11 protein-coding genes and 1 pseudogene are annotated in these 19,393 nt (G+C 43.3%); 6 read left to right on the top strand and 6 right to left on the bottom strand.

Annotated features, from left to right (window positions below; translation table 11 throughout):
- The first annotated feature begins 326 nt into the window (after positions 1–326).
- A complete protein-coding gene (locus VF06_RS27355; RefSeq protein WP_099069049.1) occupies positions 327–1,700 on the top strand; it encodes a hybrid sensor histidine kinase/response regulator in 1,374 nt (457 codons plus the stop codon).
- A gap of 92 nt (positions 1,701–1,792) precedes the next feature.
- Here VF06_RS27355 and VF06_RS27360 read toward each other — a convergent pair whose 3' ends face one another.
- A complete protein-coding gene (locus VF06_RS27360; RefSeq protein WP_099069050.1) occupies positions 1,793–3,475 on the bottom strand; it encodes a hybrid sensor histidine kinase/response regulator in 1,683 nt (560 codons plus the stop codon).
- A gap of 7 nt (positions 3,476–3,482) precedes the next feature.
- A complete protein-coding gene (locus VF06_RS27365; protein ID WP_099069051.1) occupies positions 3,483–7,052 on the bottom strand; it encodes a PAS domain S-box protein in 3,570 nt (1,189 codons plus the stop codon).
- Between the two features lie 232 nt (positions 7,053–7,284).
- Here VF06_RS27365 and ldpA point away from each other — a divergent pair, with 232 nt between their 5' ends.
- Both ldpA and VF06_RS27375 read left to right on the top strand, forming a co-directional pair.
- Positions 7,285–8,460, top strand: a complete 1,176-nt coding sequence (gene ldpA / locus VF06_RS27370; RefSeq protein WP_099069077.1) for a circadian clock protein LdpA — start codon at positions 7,285–7,287, stop codon at positions 8,458–8,460.
- 157 nt (positions 8,461–8,617) lie between these two features.
- Positions 8,618–10,348 (top strand): R3H domain-containing nucleic acid-binding protein, encoded by a 1,731-nt coding sequence (locus VF06_RS27375; protein ID WP_099069052.1) that lies wholly within the window; start codon positions 8,618–8,620, stop codon positions 10,346–10,348.
- Positions 10,349–10,405: 57 nt separating this feature from the next.
- Here the strand turns inward: VF06_RS27375 and VF06_RS27380 are convergent, their stop codons facing one another.
- The 3 genes and pseudogenes from VF06_RS27380 to VF06_RS27385 form a co-directional block, all read right to left on the bottom strand.
- Positions 10,406–12,370 carry a DUF4347 domain-containing protein gene (locus tag VF06_RS27380; protein ID WP_099069053.1) on the bottom strand — a complete coding sequence of 655 codons (1,965 nt, stop codon included), beginning with the start codon at positions 12,368–12,370 and terminating at the stop codon, positions 10,406–10,408.
- A 418-nt stretch (positions 12,371–12,788) separates the two neighbouring features.
- A pseudogene (locus VF06_RS43630) lies at positions 12,789–12,947 on the bottom strand (transposase); the annotation flags it as partial.
- 145 nt (positions 12,948–13,092) lie between these two features.
- Positions 13,093–14,019 carry a hypothetical protein gene (locus VF06_RS27385; RefSeq protein ID WP_099069054.1) on the bottom strand — a complete coding sequence of 309 codons (927 nt, stop codon included), beginning with the start codon at positions 14,017–14,019 and terminating at the stop codon, positions 13,093–13,095.
- 240 nt (positions 14,020–14,259) lie between these two features.
- On the opposite strand from VF06_RS27385, the gene VF06_RS27390 reads away from it, so the two are divergent.
- The 3 genes from VF06_RS27390 to VF06_RS27400 are packed head-to-tail and all read left to right on the top strand — an operon-like array spanning position 14,260 to position 18,228.
- Complete coding sequence (locus VF06_RS27390; RefSeq protein WP_099069055.1) at positions 14,260–15,735, top strand: sensor histidine kinase; 1,476 nt, start codon at positions 14,260–14,262, stop codon at positions 15,733–15,735.
- Positions 15,713–16,888: a sigma-54-dependent transcriptional regulator gene (locus tag VF06_RS27395; protein ID WP_099069056.1), complete on the top strand. Its 1,176-nt coding sequence runs from the start codon at positions 15,713–15,715 to the stop codon at positions 16,886–16,888. Before VF06_RS27390 ends, VF06_RS27395 begins: the two co-directional genes overlap by 23 nt.
- On the top strand, positions 16,885–18,228 hold the full coding sequence (locus VF06_RS27400) for an RNA polymerase factor sigma-54 (protein WP_099069057.1): 1,344 nt from the start codon (positions 16,885–16,887) through the stop codon (positions 18,226–18,228). Before VF06_RS27395 ends, VF06_RS27400 begins: the two co-directional genes overlap by 4 nt.
- On the opposite strand, the gene VF06_RS27405 is transcribed toward VF06_RS27400, so the two are convergent.
- Positions 18,206–19,393 carry an anion transporter gene (locus VF06_RS27405; protein WP_099069058.1) on the bottom strand — a complete coding sequence of 396 codons (1,188 nt, stop codon included), beginning with the start codon at positions 19,391–19,393 and terminating at the stop codon, positions 18,206–18,208. The two genes, VF06_RS27400 and VF06_RS27405, sit on opposite strands and share 23 nt — an antisense overlap.

The raw sequence follows: 19,393 nt of genomic DNA on the forward strand, positions 1-19,393 counted from the left end.
CGACCAAAATTTGCAGGATGATTTCAAATCTGTATTTACTATAGGAATCCGCTTTGATTTCTGAAATTATTTGCGTGGTGCGCGTTCGCGCATCGCAAGCGCGATAGGGAGGGAATAGAGAATCAATTTTTTCGATGTGAGGGCGAGTTTTTTCACCAAATCAAATATGATTCCTAAAAACTAATGGCAAATCACAATAATTGAATAACTTGGATAAAATTTCATGAATCAATATAATAATTATACGAGATTAATTGTAAATTTTGATTTAGTAATTTGGCAATTTTTATTTTTACCTAAAATTTGATAAATATAACTTTTGAATAATGGATTTAAATCAAACTACTTATCATAAAAAAAATATTTTGGTGGTAGATGATACCCCAGATAATTTGCGGCTTTTGTCAGCAATGTTGACTGCACAAGGTTTTGAAGTCCGCAAAGCCTTAAATGGCAAAATGGCCTTGACTGCTTGTCAAATGCTGCTACCAGATGTGATTTTACTTGATATTAATATGCCAGGTATGGATGGCTATCAAGTTTGCCAACAGCTAAAAGCTGACGATAGAACTTGTGAAATTCCAGTCATCTTTATTAGCGCCCTTGATGATGTTTTAGATAAAGCAAAAGCCTTTGATGTGGGTGGTGTGGATTATATCGCCAAACCTTTTCATGGAGCAGAGGTTGTATTGCGAATTGAAAATCAGATTAATTTACGCTTACTCCAAGTTAAACTGCAAGAAAAAAATTTTTTACTCCAACAAGCTCTCGATAACTTGAAAGCTGCCCAAGTTCAACAAATTCAAAACGAAAAAATGGTAGCTTTGGGGCAGTTAGTAGCTGGCATCGCTCACGAAATTAATAACCCGATCAGTTTTATTTATGGAAATCTCCAATATGCTGGTCAATATGTACAAGACTTAGTAAATATCATTGAAGTTTATCAACAAGAATATCTCCAACCCACACCAAAAATTCAGCAAGTATCTCAAGATATAGACCTGAATTTTGTGATTAGAGATTTGCAAGATTTGATAGCCGCAATGTACAGAGGTTCCAATCGGATTCGAGAAATAGTATTGGCATTACAAAACTTTTCTCGACATGATGAATCCGAAATCAAGCGAGTCAATATCCATGAAGGTATTGATAATACTTTAGTGATGTTACAGCATCGGCTCAAGGAAACACCTAATCGTCCTGCAATTGTTGTAGTTAAAAATTATGGCAATTTGCCTCGAATCAAGTGTTATGCGAGCGAACTCAATCAAGTATTTATGCATCTATTAAATAATGCGATAGATGCTTTAGAAAAGGGAGTGGGGAGTGGGGAATGGGGAGATGGGGAGATGGGGAGATGGGAAGACGAGAAGAGAATAATAACTCCTCAGTCAACAGTCAACACTCAGCACTCACCACTGCTAATACCCCAAATTCAGATTTACACGCAGATGACAAACTCTAACACGGTCAAAATTACCATCGCTGACAATGGCCCTGGTATCCAAGATTCATTGCGATCGCGTTTATTCGATCCATTTTTTACCACAAAACCTGTAGGCAAAGGTAGTGGCTTAGGATTGTCTATTAGTTATCAAGTTATTGTGCAAAAACATCGAGGAAACATTACTTGTAACTCATCTGTTGGCCAAGGAGCAGAATTCACCATCGAAATTCCCATAGAACAACCAGAGTCTTAAGAAACTTGAAAGTAAAAAATATTCTGTAGGAGACTGTTTGTAGTTCACAGTTAACAGTTAACAGTCAACCGTCAACCCTAAAAGTTCCCTAATTACTCCTCCAAGATTCTCACAGGCAGTTTGACAATAAAATTTGTCCAGCCTTGAGAACTGTTAACTTCAATTGTGCCTTGGAGATATTCGACTAATTTTTTAACCAATGATAAACCTAATCCTGTGTTACCATAATATCGGCGATCGCTCTGCACAATCTGATAAACTCGATCGAAAATTTGAGATCGCTCCTGTGTTTGGTTTTGAACAATGCGGTAAAACGGATCGAAGATTCGAGATTGTTCATTTATGGGAATTTCAACTCCAGAATTACTAATAGTAATTTCAAAGTAAGGAATTTCTAGATTATTTGATACATCAGATTTGGCATCTTCATTGACTACACTTTCTGTGATATTAACGAACTGGGTAGTTATTTGAATTTGTTCATTGGCAGGAGTGTATTTACAAGCATTGTTTAGTAACTCTGAGATAATTTCCGTCAGGCTTGTCAAGTCTGAAACTAAAGATGGTAAATCGCGAGAAACTCTCAGTTCTAATATCTGTTGTTGTTGCTGAATACGTGCTTCAAAACCCTCCACTATATGAGGAAGCCAACTTTGGAGTTCAATTGCAGTTAATTCCAATGGATAGGTATTTGAATCAATCATTCGTATGTACAACAAGTCGTCTACTAAATCTAATTCTTGTTCGCATTGGTCGCGCATGATGCTGAGATAACGATTTACAATTTCAGATGTAAAACTTTCCTCTGAATTAAAAATTCCCTGTCGATCTAAAATATTTTCTAGGACGCTAATTGCCATTTTGATGTTTGACAGTGGCGTTCGCATTTCATGAGAAGTAGTTATTAAAAAGTCTTCTTTTAACTTGTTTAATCTTTCGAGTTCTGCCACTTGAATTTCTAGTTGTTTAGCACGTTCAGCAGCAAGATTGCGTTCTTCGGTGAGCCGTCTTCGCGTGTCATCCCGAAAAACCAGTACGGCTCCTGTAATCACACCGTTGTTATCTTTCAAAGGAGTAGCACTATCAGCTACTGGAATAGTTGTACCATCTTTGTTAACGAGTAAAACCTGAGTGCCAAGATAGATAATAGTTTGTTGTTCAAAAGCTACGATAATTGGATTTTTGATTGGAAGTAGAGTTTGTTCATCAACAAATTTGACAACTTCAGTTAACACTTTTTCCTTGGCTTCCTTCCATCGCCAACCTGTTAGGGCTTCACCTACTTCATTAATAAATTTAATGTGTAATTCGGTATCTACTACAATTACACCGTCACCCATACCTCGAAGTACAGAAGTCAAAAACTGCTCTCGATTGTAGCGATTGAGAGCTGTTTGAATCGCAACGTAAAGTTCTTTTTCTTTGATGGGTTTAAGAATATATCCAAAAGGAGATGTGAGTGTTGCCCGCTCCACAGTACTTTTATCTGAATGACCGGTGACGTAGATTACCGGAATTTGCAAATAAAGCCAAATTTGCTCTGCTGCCTGAATGCCATCGAGTTCACCCCGTAATCTAATATCCATTAAAATCAAGTTGGGGCGCAACTGAGTTGCTTTTTCAATTGCTAATTCTGCCGAATCGGCAATATCTAAAACAGTATATCCCAGAGATTGTAAACTTTCTTGTAAGTTGATGGCGAGAATATATTCATCTTCAACAACAAGGACTTTAACTGTCTCATTTGGATTACTGTTTGACGCGATGCCAATCATATTGATTTTATGCCCTGCTGTTCGTAAAAGAAATTTTGAATTGTGTTCCCTGCTGACACTGAATTTCGATCTTTCCTCTTAGCTGTTTGACTAAACCTTGGACAAGGGTGATGCCTAGCGTTTTATTTTTTTTTGTATCAAAATTTTCAGGTAAACCAATACCATTATCTCGAATAATAAGTATTAAATTACCCTCTGATGCTTGATAAAATTTAACTTCAATTTCTCCTTCACAATTTCCAACGAAAGCGTATTTCAAAGCATTAGAAACCAGTTCATTGATAATCAAACCACAAGGAATGGCGGTTTCGATATCGAGGCTAGCATCATCAATGCGAACTTTCAGTTTAATTTGACTGGAACTAACGTTATAGGAATCAAATAAGTGAGTTGTTAAATCTGGTATGTATTGAGCAAAATCAATATCAGCGAGGTCTTCAGAGCGATACAATTTTTCATGAACTAAGGCAATAGAGGCGATGCGGTTTTGGCTATCGCGGAGAATTGCAGCTACTTGAGGATCTTGTGTGCGTCTGCACTGCATTTGTAGCAAACTGCTGACAATTCCTAAATTGTTCTTTACCCGATGGTGAATTTCTTTGAGTAATACCTCTTTTTCTTTCAGAGAAGCTTTGATTTTTTCCTCTGCTTGCTTATGCTCAGTAATATCTTGTTGGACAGCGACAATGACGCTTCCATACTCAGGATGCTCAAAGACAGAACTAGTAGCACTACACCAAAAAGGCGTGCCATCTTTCTTGACATTATGAATTTCATAAGTAGCTTCACCGTGTTGGAAAACAGCAGCTCTAATTGCCTGGTTAACATCTTCAGGTGTATTGTTTTCATCGCCGTAGTTGACAATTGATACATGCTGACCAACTAATTCCCCAGAGTCATAGCCAAACATTTGCTCGAATTTCGGATTGGCGTAGACAATAATGGCATCAGTAACTCTAATTAAGCAAATTCCCTCAGCGATGTTTCGGGTAATTACTGCTTGCAGTTCTAACATCTGTTGGGCGCGTTTGCGATCGCTGATTTCCACAATTACAAAGCCAACGCTAATGGGTTGCTCAGCCTGAGAAAGAATCGGAAAGCAGGAAACTAACCACGTCCGCTTCACACCAGGGTGTTTTGGAGTTTCGCCGTCGATTTCCACATCCAGAATCGGTTCACCCATTGTTAAAACCTGTTGAAAGATCGGTTCTAGCTTTCGTGCCAAATCCGGGATAATCTCCCACACAGTCTTGCCAATATGCGCTGCTGCCTGAATTCCATTCATTTGTGCTAGTGCTTGATTCACCAATGTAAAATGCAACTTGCCATCAAGAACTGTTAAACCAACAGGTGCGCTACTAATAAAAGCATCCAATAACTGTTGCTGATGAGCTAGTTCTCGTTCCAGAATTTTACGTTCTGTGATGTCAATGGCCACCCTACCCACTAATTTTTGTGCCGACAATCCCAAAATCGGAAATTTGTATACCAAAAATTCACCAGTGGTGCCGTCTGGTCGAGGAGCAGTTTCAATGACTTCAAGTACCTGATTTGTTTGTGTGGTTGCGCGGATGCGATCTAAATGCTGCTGAGCAATTTCTGTTGGGTAGAGGTCAAATATGGATTGCCCAACCACCTGTTGGGGTTGTAATTTAAATGTACGTAAATATGTTTGGTTTAAATATACTATCTGTCCATCAGTATCAGTAATCCAAGCTAGCACCGGACTATTGTCCATAAATGCTTGGAATCGGGCTTCACTATGTCGGAGTTTTTCCTCGGCAAGTTTGCGTAAGCGAAGCTCCTGGTATACATCGCTCACGTCTCCCAGGGAACCAACTAATCGCACTGCATTTCCTTGCTCATCCCAAACAGCTTTTGCCCGCGATCGCACCCAACGATAGCTGCCATCCTTGCACCGCAGACGATACTCTACGTTATAATCTGGAGCTTGCCTACTCAAATAAGCTTCTTGTGCAGCCATGACTCTGGTGTAGTCATCAGGATGAATGCGAGTTTCCCACTCTTCATCGCCATCGCTGATTTCGTGGGGTTCGTATCCCAAAATTGCGAACCAACGAGCCGACCGAAAGGTGCGATTGGTGCAGATGTCCCAATCCCAAATTGCTTCGTTAGTACCTGCGATGGCCAGTTGCCAACGTTTTTCACTTTGGCGTAAGGTTTCTTCAGCTGTTTGGCGATCGCGCTGCGCGGCTTGCTTTTCTGTGACATCTTGAGCAGTACCATAAAGACGAATTACTTGTCCATCGGCGTTGAATTCTGCATGTCCAATGGCCTCGAAGTAGCAATGGGAACCATCTGGCTGTGGTACGCGGAGAATTTCTTTGTAGGACTCACCAGTGGCGATGGCTCGCTCTACACTTTGGTGCAATTTCTGGCCATCTTCGTGATGATACAATTGCAGATTTTCTTCATAAGTCGGCTCTAAAAGTGAGGGTTGCCGATTGAAGAGGTGAAAAAGTCCCTGAGACCAAGTAATTTTACCACTGGCCAGTTCATATTCCCAATTGCCAAGGCGAGCAACTCGCTGGGATTCTTCTAGCAAAGCTTGACTTTTACGTAGCGTTTCTTCTGTTTGTTTGCGTTGGGTGATGTCTCGCCCTTCAGGAATCAACAAAACCACTTGACCGCTTTCGTTTTGTAGGGGACGTAGGGAAAAATCAATGGTTGCTATTTGGTTATTTGCCCCAATCACATCAACTTCGTAACGGATAAACTCACCTTGAGCTGCACGGGCGATGGCTTGTTTTAATTGTTCTTGGGTTTGTGGTGAAATCGTCCACCAGTGTGTTTCCCAAAAAGGACGGTTGACGACATCTTCTAGCTTCAGTCCACCAAAACTCAGTGCAGTCTGATTTGCTTCTAGCAAAATGCCATCTGGTGTCAATAAACCTGTGAATTGGAAAGTGTTATTGAAGATGGCGCGAAATCGGCGATCGCTTTCCTCTAATGCCGCAGTGCGTTCCTGGACTTTGGCTTCTAACTGAGCGTTGAGGCTTTGGAGATTGTGGTAAAGTTCGGCTTGTTGAATGGCGATGGCTAGTTGCACCGTCAATTGTTTGAGCAATTCCACTTCAAATGTCTGCCATTGTCGCGGCGCAGAACATTGATGAACGATAAAAAGTCCCCACAGTTCCAATGTTGGAGTTTCTTTGTTCTTGAGCAAAATCGGCACCACTAAACTTGCCTTTACCTGAAACTGCTCTAATAATTGAAGGTGGCACTCACTTAAACCCGCTTCGTAGATGTTCGTCGCTATCCAGATTTTTCCATGACTATATTCTTCCCTCTGGCTTTGCTGCAAACAAGTATCTTCAATTTCCAGTTCTGAGACTTTTATCCATTCAGGTAAAACCGACTCTGCTACAACACTACCCCTCATTTGAGGTTTTAACTGATAAACTAATGCCCGATCCGCCTTGAGTAACTGGCGGAGTTCTTGAACACTGGTATTCAAAATGTCTTGCAGCTGCAAAGATTGGCGGATATGTAGAGCGATGGCTCCCACTAGCCGTTGTTGTTCCTGCTGCTGTTCTATCTGCTGTATTAACTGCATTTGCTTGATTGCCCCATGAAGGGACAATTACTCAATTTACGGGGACTTCCAAATAAAAAAATATTCCATTATTTAGATATATAGTTTTTTTCTCTCCCCTGCTCCCTGCTGAGAGTTCCCCATCCTCTTGCCAATGCCCCATGCCCCATGCCCCATACCCCAAATTACCAAATCCGGACTTTTTATTGATTACACACTACTATTTTTAGTCTCAGAAACGCATAATAGAAATGTGACCGATCTGTTCGCCCCTTTACAATCTCTAAAACTTGGTCACTGGTTCAAGCTCATCTGCGGAGCCAGTTTCCAGCATCTGCCGGCAGTCAGAAGTTTAACGTTAGCCTACACTTTGGCGGGCGCTGACTGCATAGATGTGGCTGCCGATCCGGCGGTAATTGCAGCAGCACAAGCGGCGCTACGAATAGCCAAGGATTTGGCTGGGGATGCCCAAGGGCGAGGCTTTGGCTACAAAGGCAATTCACCTTTTTTAATGGTCAGCCTGAATGATGGAGAAGACCCTCATTTTCGTAAGGCAGAATTTAATCATACTCAGTGCCCTACAGACTGCCCTAGACCCTGTGAAAGGGTTTGTCCGGCACAAGCAATCGTGTTTAACAGTATAAAACAAGAATTTTCGGGAGTAGTAGCCGAGAAATGCTATGGCTGTGGTCGTTGTATACCAGTTTGTCCATATGATATAATTTATACAAATTCATATATGTCAACGCCGGGAGCGATCGCGCCATTGGTAATGTCAACGGGAGTAGATGCCGTAGAAATCCATACAAAAGTTGGGCGGTTGGCAGAATTTGAGCGATTATGGCAAGCAATTTTACCGTGGGTTGATACACTAAAGGTAGTAGCCATAAGTTGTCCCGATGGCGAGGGGATGACTGATTACTTAAAAGCGCTGTATAAACTAATTACCCCACTCAAAAGTGCTTTAATTTGGCAAACCGACGGTCGCCCCATGAGCGGTGACATCGGTGATGGCACCACCCTAGCAGCGGTGAAATTAGGGCAAAAAGTTTTGGCAGCTAAGTTACCGGGATATGTGCAGTTGGCAGGCGGCACAAATAGCTATACCGTTGCCAAGTTAAAGGCAATGGCACTGCTCAAACAGGCAGGGGAAGAGGACACGGGGACGCGGGGACGCTCTGACACGGAGAATTCTTTCACAGCATCAGAGCGTCTCCCAGTCTTTGCGTCACATATCGCTGGAATTGCCTACGGTAGCTACGCCCGTGTACTGCTGTCACCCATTCTTGAACAATTAGAAAACAAGGAGGTGAGTAAAACCAATTTTCAAACTACAGTTCATTTAGAAGAAGATGAGGAATTACTTTGGCAAGCTGTAGAGCTAGCCCATTCTCTCGTTTCCCAGATCAAGTCACAGCAGGAGTATTAAGCTATTGAGCTTTGAAATTGCAGTTTTGATGCTATTGACTGCTGATGGTTAACTCTCAACAGTCAATACCAAAAGACGTGCTGCCTTAAATGCGCGATAACTTAATTACTCGGTTCTCCTGCACGCAAATGTCCTCGCTATCTCTCTCATAGAAAGCATGACGATTACAGACGATCTCCAAAAGTTATTAGACATTTTGCCCCAAGACCTGCGACAAGTACTAGAGAGTCATCCCAAACGAGATAGTTTAGTTGAAGTGGTCTTGGATTTGGGTCGCCGTCCAGAAGCTCGCTTTCCCAATCAAGCTGAGTATCTGAGCGAAACACCCGTTACTCAAGAACAGATAGATGATTGCATTGAGCGAGTTGGAATCTTTGGCGGAGATAATCGGGCAGGAATTGAGCAAACTTTGCATCGGATCAGCGCCATCCGCAACCGCACAGGCAAGATTATTGGTTTGACCTGTCGCGTCGGTCGGGCGGTGTTTGGAACCATCGGTATGATCCGCGATTTGGTAGAAACTGGTAAATCGATTCTCATGCTGGGGCGTCCAGGTGTGGGCAAAACCACTGCCCTACGGGAAATTGCCCGTGTTTTAGCGGATGAACTGCAAAAGCGAGTAGTGATTATTGATACATCCAATGAAATAGCTGGGGATGGTGATGTTGCCCACCCCGCCATTGGTCGCGCTCGACGGATGCAAGTAGCTCATCCAAACCAACAGCATCAAGTGATGATTGAAGCAGTGGAAAACCACATGCCAGAAGTCATTGTCATTGATGAAATTGGCACGGAACTGGAAGCTTTAGCAGCTCGTACCATTGCCGAACGCGGTGTACAGTTGGTAGGTACTGCCCACGGGAATCAGATTGAAAACCTGATCAAAAACCCCACCCTGGCTGATTTAGTTGGGGGTATCCAAGCTGTGACTCTGGGAGACGACGAAGCTAGACGCCGGGGTTCGCAAAAAACTGTTTTGGAACGCAAAGCCCCTCCCACCTTTGAAATTGCTGTGGAAATGTTGGAACGGCAACGTTGGGTAATACACGAAAGCGTTGCTGACACAGTAGATAATCTGTTGCGGGGTCGTCAGCCTAATCCACAAACAAGAACCGTTGATGACCAGGGGAAAGTTGCCATTACACGACAATTAGCCGTTGTTAATGGTCGCGGAGGGCATCTAGCAGCAGGGGAAGAATCTTTTCCTTCCGGGCGACAGTCCAACGGCTGGCGTTCATCCGGACAAATGCTAGCACTGCCCCAGTTGCCTGTGGAGCGGGTAACTGGGCGCAGTGAGTTTGACCGCTTGCTGGATGAATCCTTCAACTATTCTGAAAGCATTGATTTGGATGCTACTAGACAGTCGGGGCCAAATGGTGAAGATTTACCACTGCACATTTACCCCTATGGCGTTAGCCGCCACCAACTCGAACAGGTAATCAGCGTGTTAACTTTACCTGTGGTCTTGACAAAAGATATAGATAGTGCAGATGCAATTTTAGCACTGCGATCGCATGTCAAAAATCATGCCAAATTACGCCAAATGGCCAAAGCCCGTCATGTGCCTATCCACATGATAAAATCCAGCACCATTCCTCAAATTACCCGTGGTTTGCGGCGGTTGCTGAACATCGACGACCCAGAACTGGCCGACGACCGAGAACTGCAACTGTTTTTGCACAGTGGTAGCGATGACGAAATGGACGCCTTGGAAGAAGCTAGACTTGCTGTAGAGCAAATTGTCATTCCCAAAGGACAACCAGTGGAATTATTGCCACGTTCTCCCCAAGTCCGAAAAATGCAACATGAGTTGGTAGAACACTATCGACTCAAGTCTCACAGCTTTGGCGAAGAACCAAATCGTCGCCTCAGGATTTATCCGGCGTAACTTGACTTTAAACCCCTCTCCAAATGGGAGAGGGGATTTACATATTAGTAAGCTATTTCACTGTAAGTTCTTAACTTCAGTTGCACTCAAAGCACGATTATAGATGCGGACTTCATCAATTAATCCATTAAAGCGATCGCCCAATGGTGTCCCCTCACCATAGTTCTCGGCTGCACCAATAGTTACTGGATTGTTATCTACTAATATGTTGCCAGTAAGCGGGCTACTACCAATTTGAACACCATCAACATAAAGACGGAGCATACTCCCATCGTATGTCCCTACCATATGTACCCAGCGATCGGTAGTTGGCGAACCTTCGTAAACATTACCTTCACCATCACTGGTGCCTATTTCCCATTTATACTTCATTACTTGATTGCGCGGGCCAAACCCCAAAAAGAATTGATCGGGATGAAGAGAGTCGCCAATCTGTCTATTTACAACAGCCCTAAAACCCACTGGTTGAACATTTGGACGTACCCAGGCTGAGACAGTGATTTGATTAGTCATAGAGTTAATACTAGCTGAAGCAGGTATACTGGCATGGGAGCTATTGCTTCCTGTCACTTGAAGAGCTTGGCCATATAGACCAACCGTTCTGCTGGAATTAATTAACGATCCGCTATTATTATTGCCAGAGCTGTCTAAAACAGTATTACCTGTCGCTTCTTCAAATTTCCAATAGCCTACTAATCCACTTGAGGTATTATTATCGGAATTGAATGTCCAACTGTTAATATCTTGAGCATTAAATCGAGATCCTGTCCCAGCAGTAAAGCCAACAAAGGCTTGGGAACCGAGAACAGAAGTTAAATCAATCTCGTAGGAAAGTGCTGCTTTGGCGGTTGGAAGTTTAGTCGAACTTTGAGAAAGGAAAACATCCAGTTTGTCGGTATTACCGTTGTACTCAATCCAAGCATTAATTGGCGTACCGGAGTTCAGATCGATTGGCGTACCTGAGTTTGAATCAGTGACATTACTGGTGGTTGCAAGCGCAGCAGTTACATTACCATCTCGCAGCACAGCAATGTTGTTGTTGTTAGGATCTGTTGCATTCTTAAAAGTGTCAAACTTAATCGCTAAACTCTGAGTAATAGGGCTGACAGTCCCGCCATAGCCCAAATTGCCACCTCTACTACCGATAGCATTGGCCTTTGCTGGACTATTTTGCAACACAAAGGTAAATCCATCAGATCCAAGAGTTCCACCTCTCAATTGAAATTGAAACTGGGTTTGAAAGGAGGTGTCAGTATCCAATGCAATGGGGGTAGTATAGAAAACACTACCCGTCTTAGATGCAGAAGCTGGAGTCAAACGCAGTGCAGTACCAAACTTGGCCGAACTGCCATTAAATTTGAGTCCACTCGTGCTGGCAAAATTCGTGAAGTCAAAGCTAGCCAGCACCCCATTATAGGTATTTAAAAGCGAAGGCTGGATGGCTAGAGGAGATTCAATTGTACCAGTTGCGTACTCTAGCACCCAGTTGCCACCTTGAGATACATTCCCAGTTAGATCTGTTGATGCAGCTACATCAGCCCCAGTCAATTGCCCCAATTCGGAAACAAAGGTACTCCCCACTGTACCTGCGGCAACATTACAACCGTACAGCAAGATATCGGCATCAGGCGCTAAAGCATCTGCCCAGGTTCGTAAGTCTTGACTTCGGCTGCTGAGTGTCTGAAGATTGACTACAGAATCCCCAAGCTCCAGTTGACCAGAACTGCCGTGGGAAATAATATGAACTCCTAAAAGATCGTCATAATTAGAGAGCGTCTCAGTTATTTGTGTAATACTATCTTGCTCAGACTGAAGCGGAATAATCAGGTCAGCAGTTAAACCTTGAAGAATTTGTTCTACCTCAGGAATACTTAAATCGACGAAAGCAATTGACTGAGGATTTACTAACTGTGGCTCAGTTAACAATAAGTTGGCACTCAAGTTCGACCCTAGACTTTGACTTGAGGGAAAACCAGTAAACAAAGCAGAATTATCGAAATCAGAAAAGTTTGTCTCAAACATATATGAGGCTTCTGGAATAGACTTGTATGAAAATTAAATTTCTGACAAACAAGAGGAAGCAACTCCTTGAAACCACCTACATTCCGCAGCTAGGGTGAGGGATGAGGCAATACTACTCGGTTAACGATTTTTAACTCGGCATTGGGGAAAGGGGAAAAGGTTAAAGGGTAAAGGTTAAAGGTTTTTCTTTCCCCTTTCCCCTTGTCCTTTTCCCCAAAACCCGACAAGTATTGAGGGATGAGGAGTATGAGATTTTCTAAGTATCACATCAAAAACACATTCAATTAGCCAGTTATTTATAAAGTATTAATAAAATTATACTTACGTGTATTATTGGTGTACCTCATGTACCTCAAAAGTTCTGTATTCGTTGTGCAATTAAACTATTGACTGGATGCAGAATCTTATTTGGCTCTCAGTAATCTTTGAAACAGGCTGTTAGCTGTGATGTTATTCCTCTTTTTCTCACCGTTCGCGCAATTAATGTTAATCCTGCATCAGATGTTACAGGTTCACCCTTAAAATTAATTACAACTGGACATGACTTTACTTGTTCAAATACGAACTGTTCTGGGATACAATCGTTTTTATTTGAGGGTCATACTTCAAACTGGTGGAATTGTTGTGCAATATGCATTTTGGCAGTTTTTGACCCCTATTTCTTCAAGCTTTGTGAGAAATCCAGGTATATGACCCACAGTGTAAAATCTCAATTACTCAAGTTATCTAGGTGGTAGTGGAGAGATAGCTACATTTTCTCCATTTACACTTAAACGAGTTACTTCTATTACTTGACCATAGCTGTTGCGACTGCCAAAACCCTGAACCTGAACTTTATCGTTTCCTTGAATCATATTCACAAGTTGCTCGCCAACATGGGGCGGAAATTTCACTTCTACACCAGAGGAAAGGATCAGTCCATTCAGTTCTCCCCGATGTCCAACCAGCCAATTCTGAGCAGTTCCCTCAGCAGAAAGACTCGTGTAAGTATTGGCTTTGTTGACAGGCGGTGGAGGAGGAGCCATTGGAGATTGGACAGCAATTGTCTGTTGATTCTGTTGATTGGTGATTTGGCTTGCCTCGACTTCCTGACCAAAGCGAGTGGCTACACCAGCCTTACCAGCAATTCTTACCTCAGCACCGGGAGCGATCGCGTTTGTCAGTTGATTAGTTAAATGAGGTGGAAACTTCACCTGAAGTTTATTTTTGAGTAGTAAGCCATCAACTTTACCTTCTGGATTGAGTAAGTATTGTTGCACTGTGCCAGTGTAGTTTGCAACAAAGCCGTCTTCGGGTGCAACTGGATTGACTGGAGAAACAATTACCGCAGGCAATGTCCGTCCGGCGATCGCTGAATTAACTTTGAAGTTAAAGTAAGCCCAAACACTTGTTAAGGCGATCGCTACCCCAACTATTCCACTGTTAACAATTAAGCGGAGATTGTGGCGGCGAATCTGGTTTTGAGTATTTTGAATACGCATAAGTTGTAATGCCTCCTGAAGATTTTCAGGAGAAATACCTGCTTCTGTTGCAGCTTGAACCAGTTCCGAAGGTGTATAGTCATGGGATTTTTGTCCTTGGAGTTGGGCTGCTAGAGCAAATAATTCTGTAGCAGTTTGGTTCGTAATGCGATCGCTTGAATGATTCATATTGCAACCTCACTAAAAATTACACATTCATAAAGTGCAAAAATCGTGCCAAAGGTACAAGTTAACTCAGACGAAATCGAGCAAGATAAAACTAGTAGTCTGCCAACCCAAAAATGTTAGGTGGAGGTTGGTTAAAGGGAAAAGGGTAAGGAATAAAAAACCTTTCCCCCTTCCCCCTTGCCCTTTTCCCCGGCAAGTTGCCTTGGCTAACTACTAGTTCTGGCATCTTTTATTTTTTTTATGGTTCTACGACGCTGGACACTGCGGCAACAACTCACCATTTTGACAGTGCTGTTTCTCGGCTTTAGTGGATTAGCATTATGGTTGGTCATCCAACTGTTTGAAAGTCTTGAAGGAACGGTAATTGCCCGGAATCAGCGCGAACTTGCCAGTGCCAATACACGACTGATTAAGTTGTTTTGGGAATCGCGGCTGGATCGTACACAAATCCCAAATGCACGTTTAAATAAGTCTTTGCAAAGTTTATCAACAGACGCTTTGGCAAACTTTCCTCGTGTAGAAGGCGGATTCTATCTTCTGGGTGGCGATCGCCTGTTGGGATATGCTTTCCCGACTCATGGCGGGCCAGTGCCAAAAACTGATATCCCACCTGCGGAACAAGACTCGATTTTGCAATTGACGCGACAAGCAACTAGTCAAGGATTACCCCAAGAATTAGTACTGCGACCAAAGTTAGATATTTTGGTACTGCGAGCCGATCCCCTACCACTATGGGGTGCTGTGTGGACAATGAAACGGATGCCGCGTATTGAAGATGGACAGCCAAAAATTCTGAGTGGCTTGATAGTGGTGGGAATTCTGATTATTGGTGTCTGGACTTTTGCCATTGCCGTGCAACTTCAAACAGGCGTACAAAGATTACAAGATAGCCTCAAGGCAATGGAGGTAAATCCCAAAGAGCAAATTCCACCTCTCCCCGCAGAGATGGGATTATTGGGAACTGCTATCAATACAATGCAGTCTCGCCGTCAAGATTTGGAACAACGCTTGCAGCGAGTAGGGCGTTTGGCCTCCTTGGGACAGATGGTAGCTGGTGTTGCCCATGAAGTCCGCAATCCCCTTGCGAGTATGCGGTTGAATTTGCAATATACACAACGCCAACTCCAGAAACAAGAAATTACTAATTTGCCGATTGCTAGTTTGCTCGAACAGGTGGAGCGTTTGGAGTCTTTGGTACAGCGACTTTTGTACTTCGATCGCAACCAACAGGAAATTCCCAGCCTGACTTCACTCGAAGCGATCGCCTGTGAATCAATTGCTTTGTTACGTTTAAAGGCCGAAGAATGTCAAGTCGAATTAGTTTATCATCCTCCTGCTCAACCCTTGGAGCAAACTTCACTACGTCGGCGCGAACTCGGACAAGTATTGGTGAATTTGATTTTGAATGCAATTCAAGCTAGTCCCCAAGGCGGGGAGGTAAGCATCGGAGTTACACAAGAACGTAACTATTTAGTTGCCTGGGTTGAGGATCGAGGACAGGGATTATCTACGGCTGAAAAAGAGCAAATTTTCGTGCCGTTTTATTCCACTAAGCCGGAAGGAACGGGACTAGGACTGGCAATCAGTCATGAAATTGTTACGCGTAATGCAGGGTATATCGATGTCCAGTCTCAACCAGGATGTACTCGCTTCAGTATTTATCTACCTGTTTTTCATGAGGATAGCAAGTGCAATGGCAAAAATTCTGATAGTTGACGACGAAAAAGCCTTGAGACAGGCGATCGCTCAAATTCTTTGCAGCGAAGGATATGAAGTTGTAGAAGCAGCAGATGGAGAGCAAGGATTAAAGTTGTTGCAAGATGCTGCCAGCCGTCCCGATTTGGTGTTTTTAGACCTCAAGATGCCCAAAACCCAAGGTATGACTGTACTCAAGCATCTAGATCGAAAGCTATTTGAGTTGCCAGTGATTGTGATGACAGCCTACGGAACTAGCCGCACAGCCATCGAGGCGATGCAGTTGGGTGCTTACGATTACCTAACTAAACCCTTTGACTTAGACGAATTGGTTAACCTGACAGCCAAAGCCTTAGCCCATCACCAAGAACCGATGTATCAAGTTAGTGAATCTACATTGCAGACGGGACAAGAGGAATTATTGGGGCGATCGCCATCAATGCAATCTGTCTTTAAGCTGATTGGTCGTATTGCTCCCACAGATACAACGGTGATGATTACGGGAGAATCCGGTACAGGTAAAGAACTAGTTGCTGCCACACTTCATACTGCCAGTCCTCGCAATAAAGCACCTTTAGTCAAAGTTAACTGTGCCGCACTCCCAGAACATTTATTAGAAGCAGAATTATTTGGACATGAGAAAGGGGCATTTACTGGGGCGAATCACCTGCGGATCGGTCGATTTGAGCAGGCTAATAGCGGCACAATTTTTTTAGACGAAGTAGGAGAACTCAGCCCTGGCATTCAAGGTAAGCTGTTGCGGGTATTACAAGACCGTTCCTTTGAAAGATTGGGCAGCAATCAGACACGCACGGTAGATGTCCGAATTATTGCCGCCACCAATCGCCATTTAGAGCAGATGGTACAGCGAAATCAATTCCGCGAAGATTTATTTTATCGGTTGAATGTTGTGCGAATTGAATTGCCGCCGTTGCGCGATCGCCCTGAAGATTTAGAACAACTTACACAACACTTTCTCAACACCATTGCCATGCGACGGGGCTTAAAACGTTTGGCCTTGGCTGAGTCGGCAATCAATAAATTACGCAATTATGCTTTTCCTGGCAATGTGCGCGAGTTACAAAACACTTTAGAACGAGCAGCGATTCTCTCTGGCGGACGCACAATCTTACCCGAACATTTAGTTTTTAGCCAAAAGGATGAGCGATCGTGAATTTACAGGCTTTGTCTACCAATCCTGCCTTAGAAACGCATTTAGAAACGCAAGCAGTTCTCTATCCTACTTTACGACAGTTGGTGCAACTCCTACCTTGGAATCATCTGCGAGTTCGAGAGTATTTACAAGAACAAGCCAAGCAAAATCCCTTCTTGCAGAAAAACTCAGCAAATCGAGAAGCATTGCTAGAGGATATTTTACCAAGTTGGTATGAGCCAATTACCAAAGAACCCAGTTTACAAGAACATTTACGAGGGCAAATTTCCGCTCTCAACATTACTTCTAGACAACGAGAAGCATTAATTTACCTCACAACTTGGCTTTCACCCTCTGGCTATTTGGCAGAATCACCACTGCTGTGGGCAGCAGGAAGTTCTTGGAGTGCCTCGGAGTTAGAAGCAGTTGTGCCTTTGCTGCAACACCTCGATCCTCCAGGTGTGGGAGCGAGATCCTTACAAGAATGTCTGCTGATACAACTGCGAGATCGGCCCCATAGTCTAACAACCCTCTTAGTACGAGATTATTTAGAAGATGTAGCTAAGTGTGTAGGTAACTCCAACGAGGTTAAATACAATCAACAACTATTGTGTGAAAAACTACAACAAAGACTCTTAGAACCACCGACTTTACCAGCACTCGCAGCAGCAATTGGGGAAATTCAAACCCTAGAACCTCGACCGGGAAGGAACTTTAGCTATTCTCCAACGAGTATCGTTACTCCCGATCTCCAAGCCAAACCTGATGCAAACAAGTGGCAGGTTTCTTTAGTTTCTCAGGTAAGCCAAGAGTATTCCTTGGATGAAGAAGCAGTTGCAAATTTGAACATACAGAAAAACTCACGGCTAGAATCTTTACTGCAACAGGCACAGAATTTACTAACGGCACTCGACCAGTGGCAAGAAAACTTACTCAAAGTCGGACAATTTTTAGTTGAACGCCAACAAGCCTTTTTCGCCAGTCAAGACAACCTAGATTTAGTACCCACACCACAGCAGCTAGTCGCTCAATCCCTTGGACTTTCAGATGCTACCATCAGCCGCATTGTGCGAGAGCGTTATTTATTAATTTGCGGACAGCAAAACCGTATTTTACCATTGCGATCGCTGTGTCCTCCTGTTGGTGTTGGTGGACGTACACCTACACAGATTCAACAGTTAATTATGCAACTGATTCAAGAAGAAACAACTGGCAAACCCTACAGCGATGAACAACTTTCGCAACTACTCAAGTTGCGATTTGGCGTAGAAATTGCCCGTCGGACTGTCGTCAAGTACCGTCAATTAGCGGGGATTGATTCATCTCATACACGTAAATTTAATAAATCCAGAAATAGCTGAGTGCCAGAGTCACAACAGTTAACGGTAGCCCAAAACGCAAATGTTCCCCAAAAGTTAGCTGATGTCCTCGCTTGGCAACCGCTTCCGCCACAATCAAATTAGCTACAGAACCCAGCAGCGTCAAATTTCCCGCCAGTGTAGAAGCCGCCGCTAACAATAGCCAAGTTTGTGTATCTGGATGGGGAATTAGGTGATGTAACAATAGTATCGCCGGCACATTGGATACCAGATTTGATAACAATACCGTTACTCCCAAAATATTCAAGGGAGTATCAACAAAACGGGAAAACCATTCTACTGCACCCAATTTCTGCACACCCTCAGTTAGGATGAACAACCCAGAAAACATGACTAGTAAATCCCAATCTACCTTTTGTAAAATTCGCTCTGGCTTGAGACGACGTGTAACTAGCAATAGTCCAGCCGCAATTAATGTGGCTTCCGCAGTCGGAATGCCAATTAAAAAAGCAACCAACAATCCAGCAGTAATTAGTAAACTTTTAATTAATAGTGGTTTTAAGATGCGATAATGAGGCGGCTCTACTTTCAAATCCGGACGCAAGGAACGTACTTCTGGATACAACCACCACAACCAACCCACCTGGATAATTAAACATATCAAAGCAATCGGTGTCAAAGCTTTAGCAAAGTTGAGATAACTAATGCCAGAGAAAGAACCGATTAAGATATTCTGAGGATTGCCGCTCAGGGTGGCAACTGAACCCAGATTAGTCGCTCCTGCCAGTGCCAAGAGATAGGGAACAGGATTAAGGTTTAGCAGTTGAGCGATGCCGACTACCAGAGGCGTGAGGATGAGGGCGATAGTATCGTTGAGGAACAGTGCTGAGAGAAAGCCGCTACCAAAAGTCAAGACTATTAATAACCCGAATCGGCTGTGGATATGGCGGATGGTGTAATCAACAGCCAACCGGAAAAAACCCGCCGCTGCCAGATTAGCACTAATAATCATCATCCCGAACAAAAAGATGAGTGTCTTGTAATCAATTGCCCTCCACGCCGCAGGCAGATCCAATAATCCCAATGCCATCAACAAAGCTGCACCAACAAGGGCAATTGTGGCACGGTTCATCCGCAGTCCGGGTAAGTAACCAAACCCTAACCCAATGTAAGTTATTAAAATCGCTAAGTATTGCAGTACTACCAT

The organism is Nostoc linckia z4, assembly GCF_002608075.1.
Classification (GTDB): domain Bacteria; phylum Cyanobacteriota; class Cyanobacteriia; order Cyanobacteriales; family Nostocaceae; genus Nostoc; species Nostoc linckia.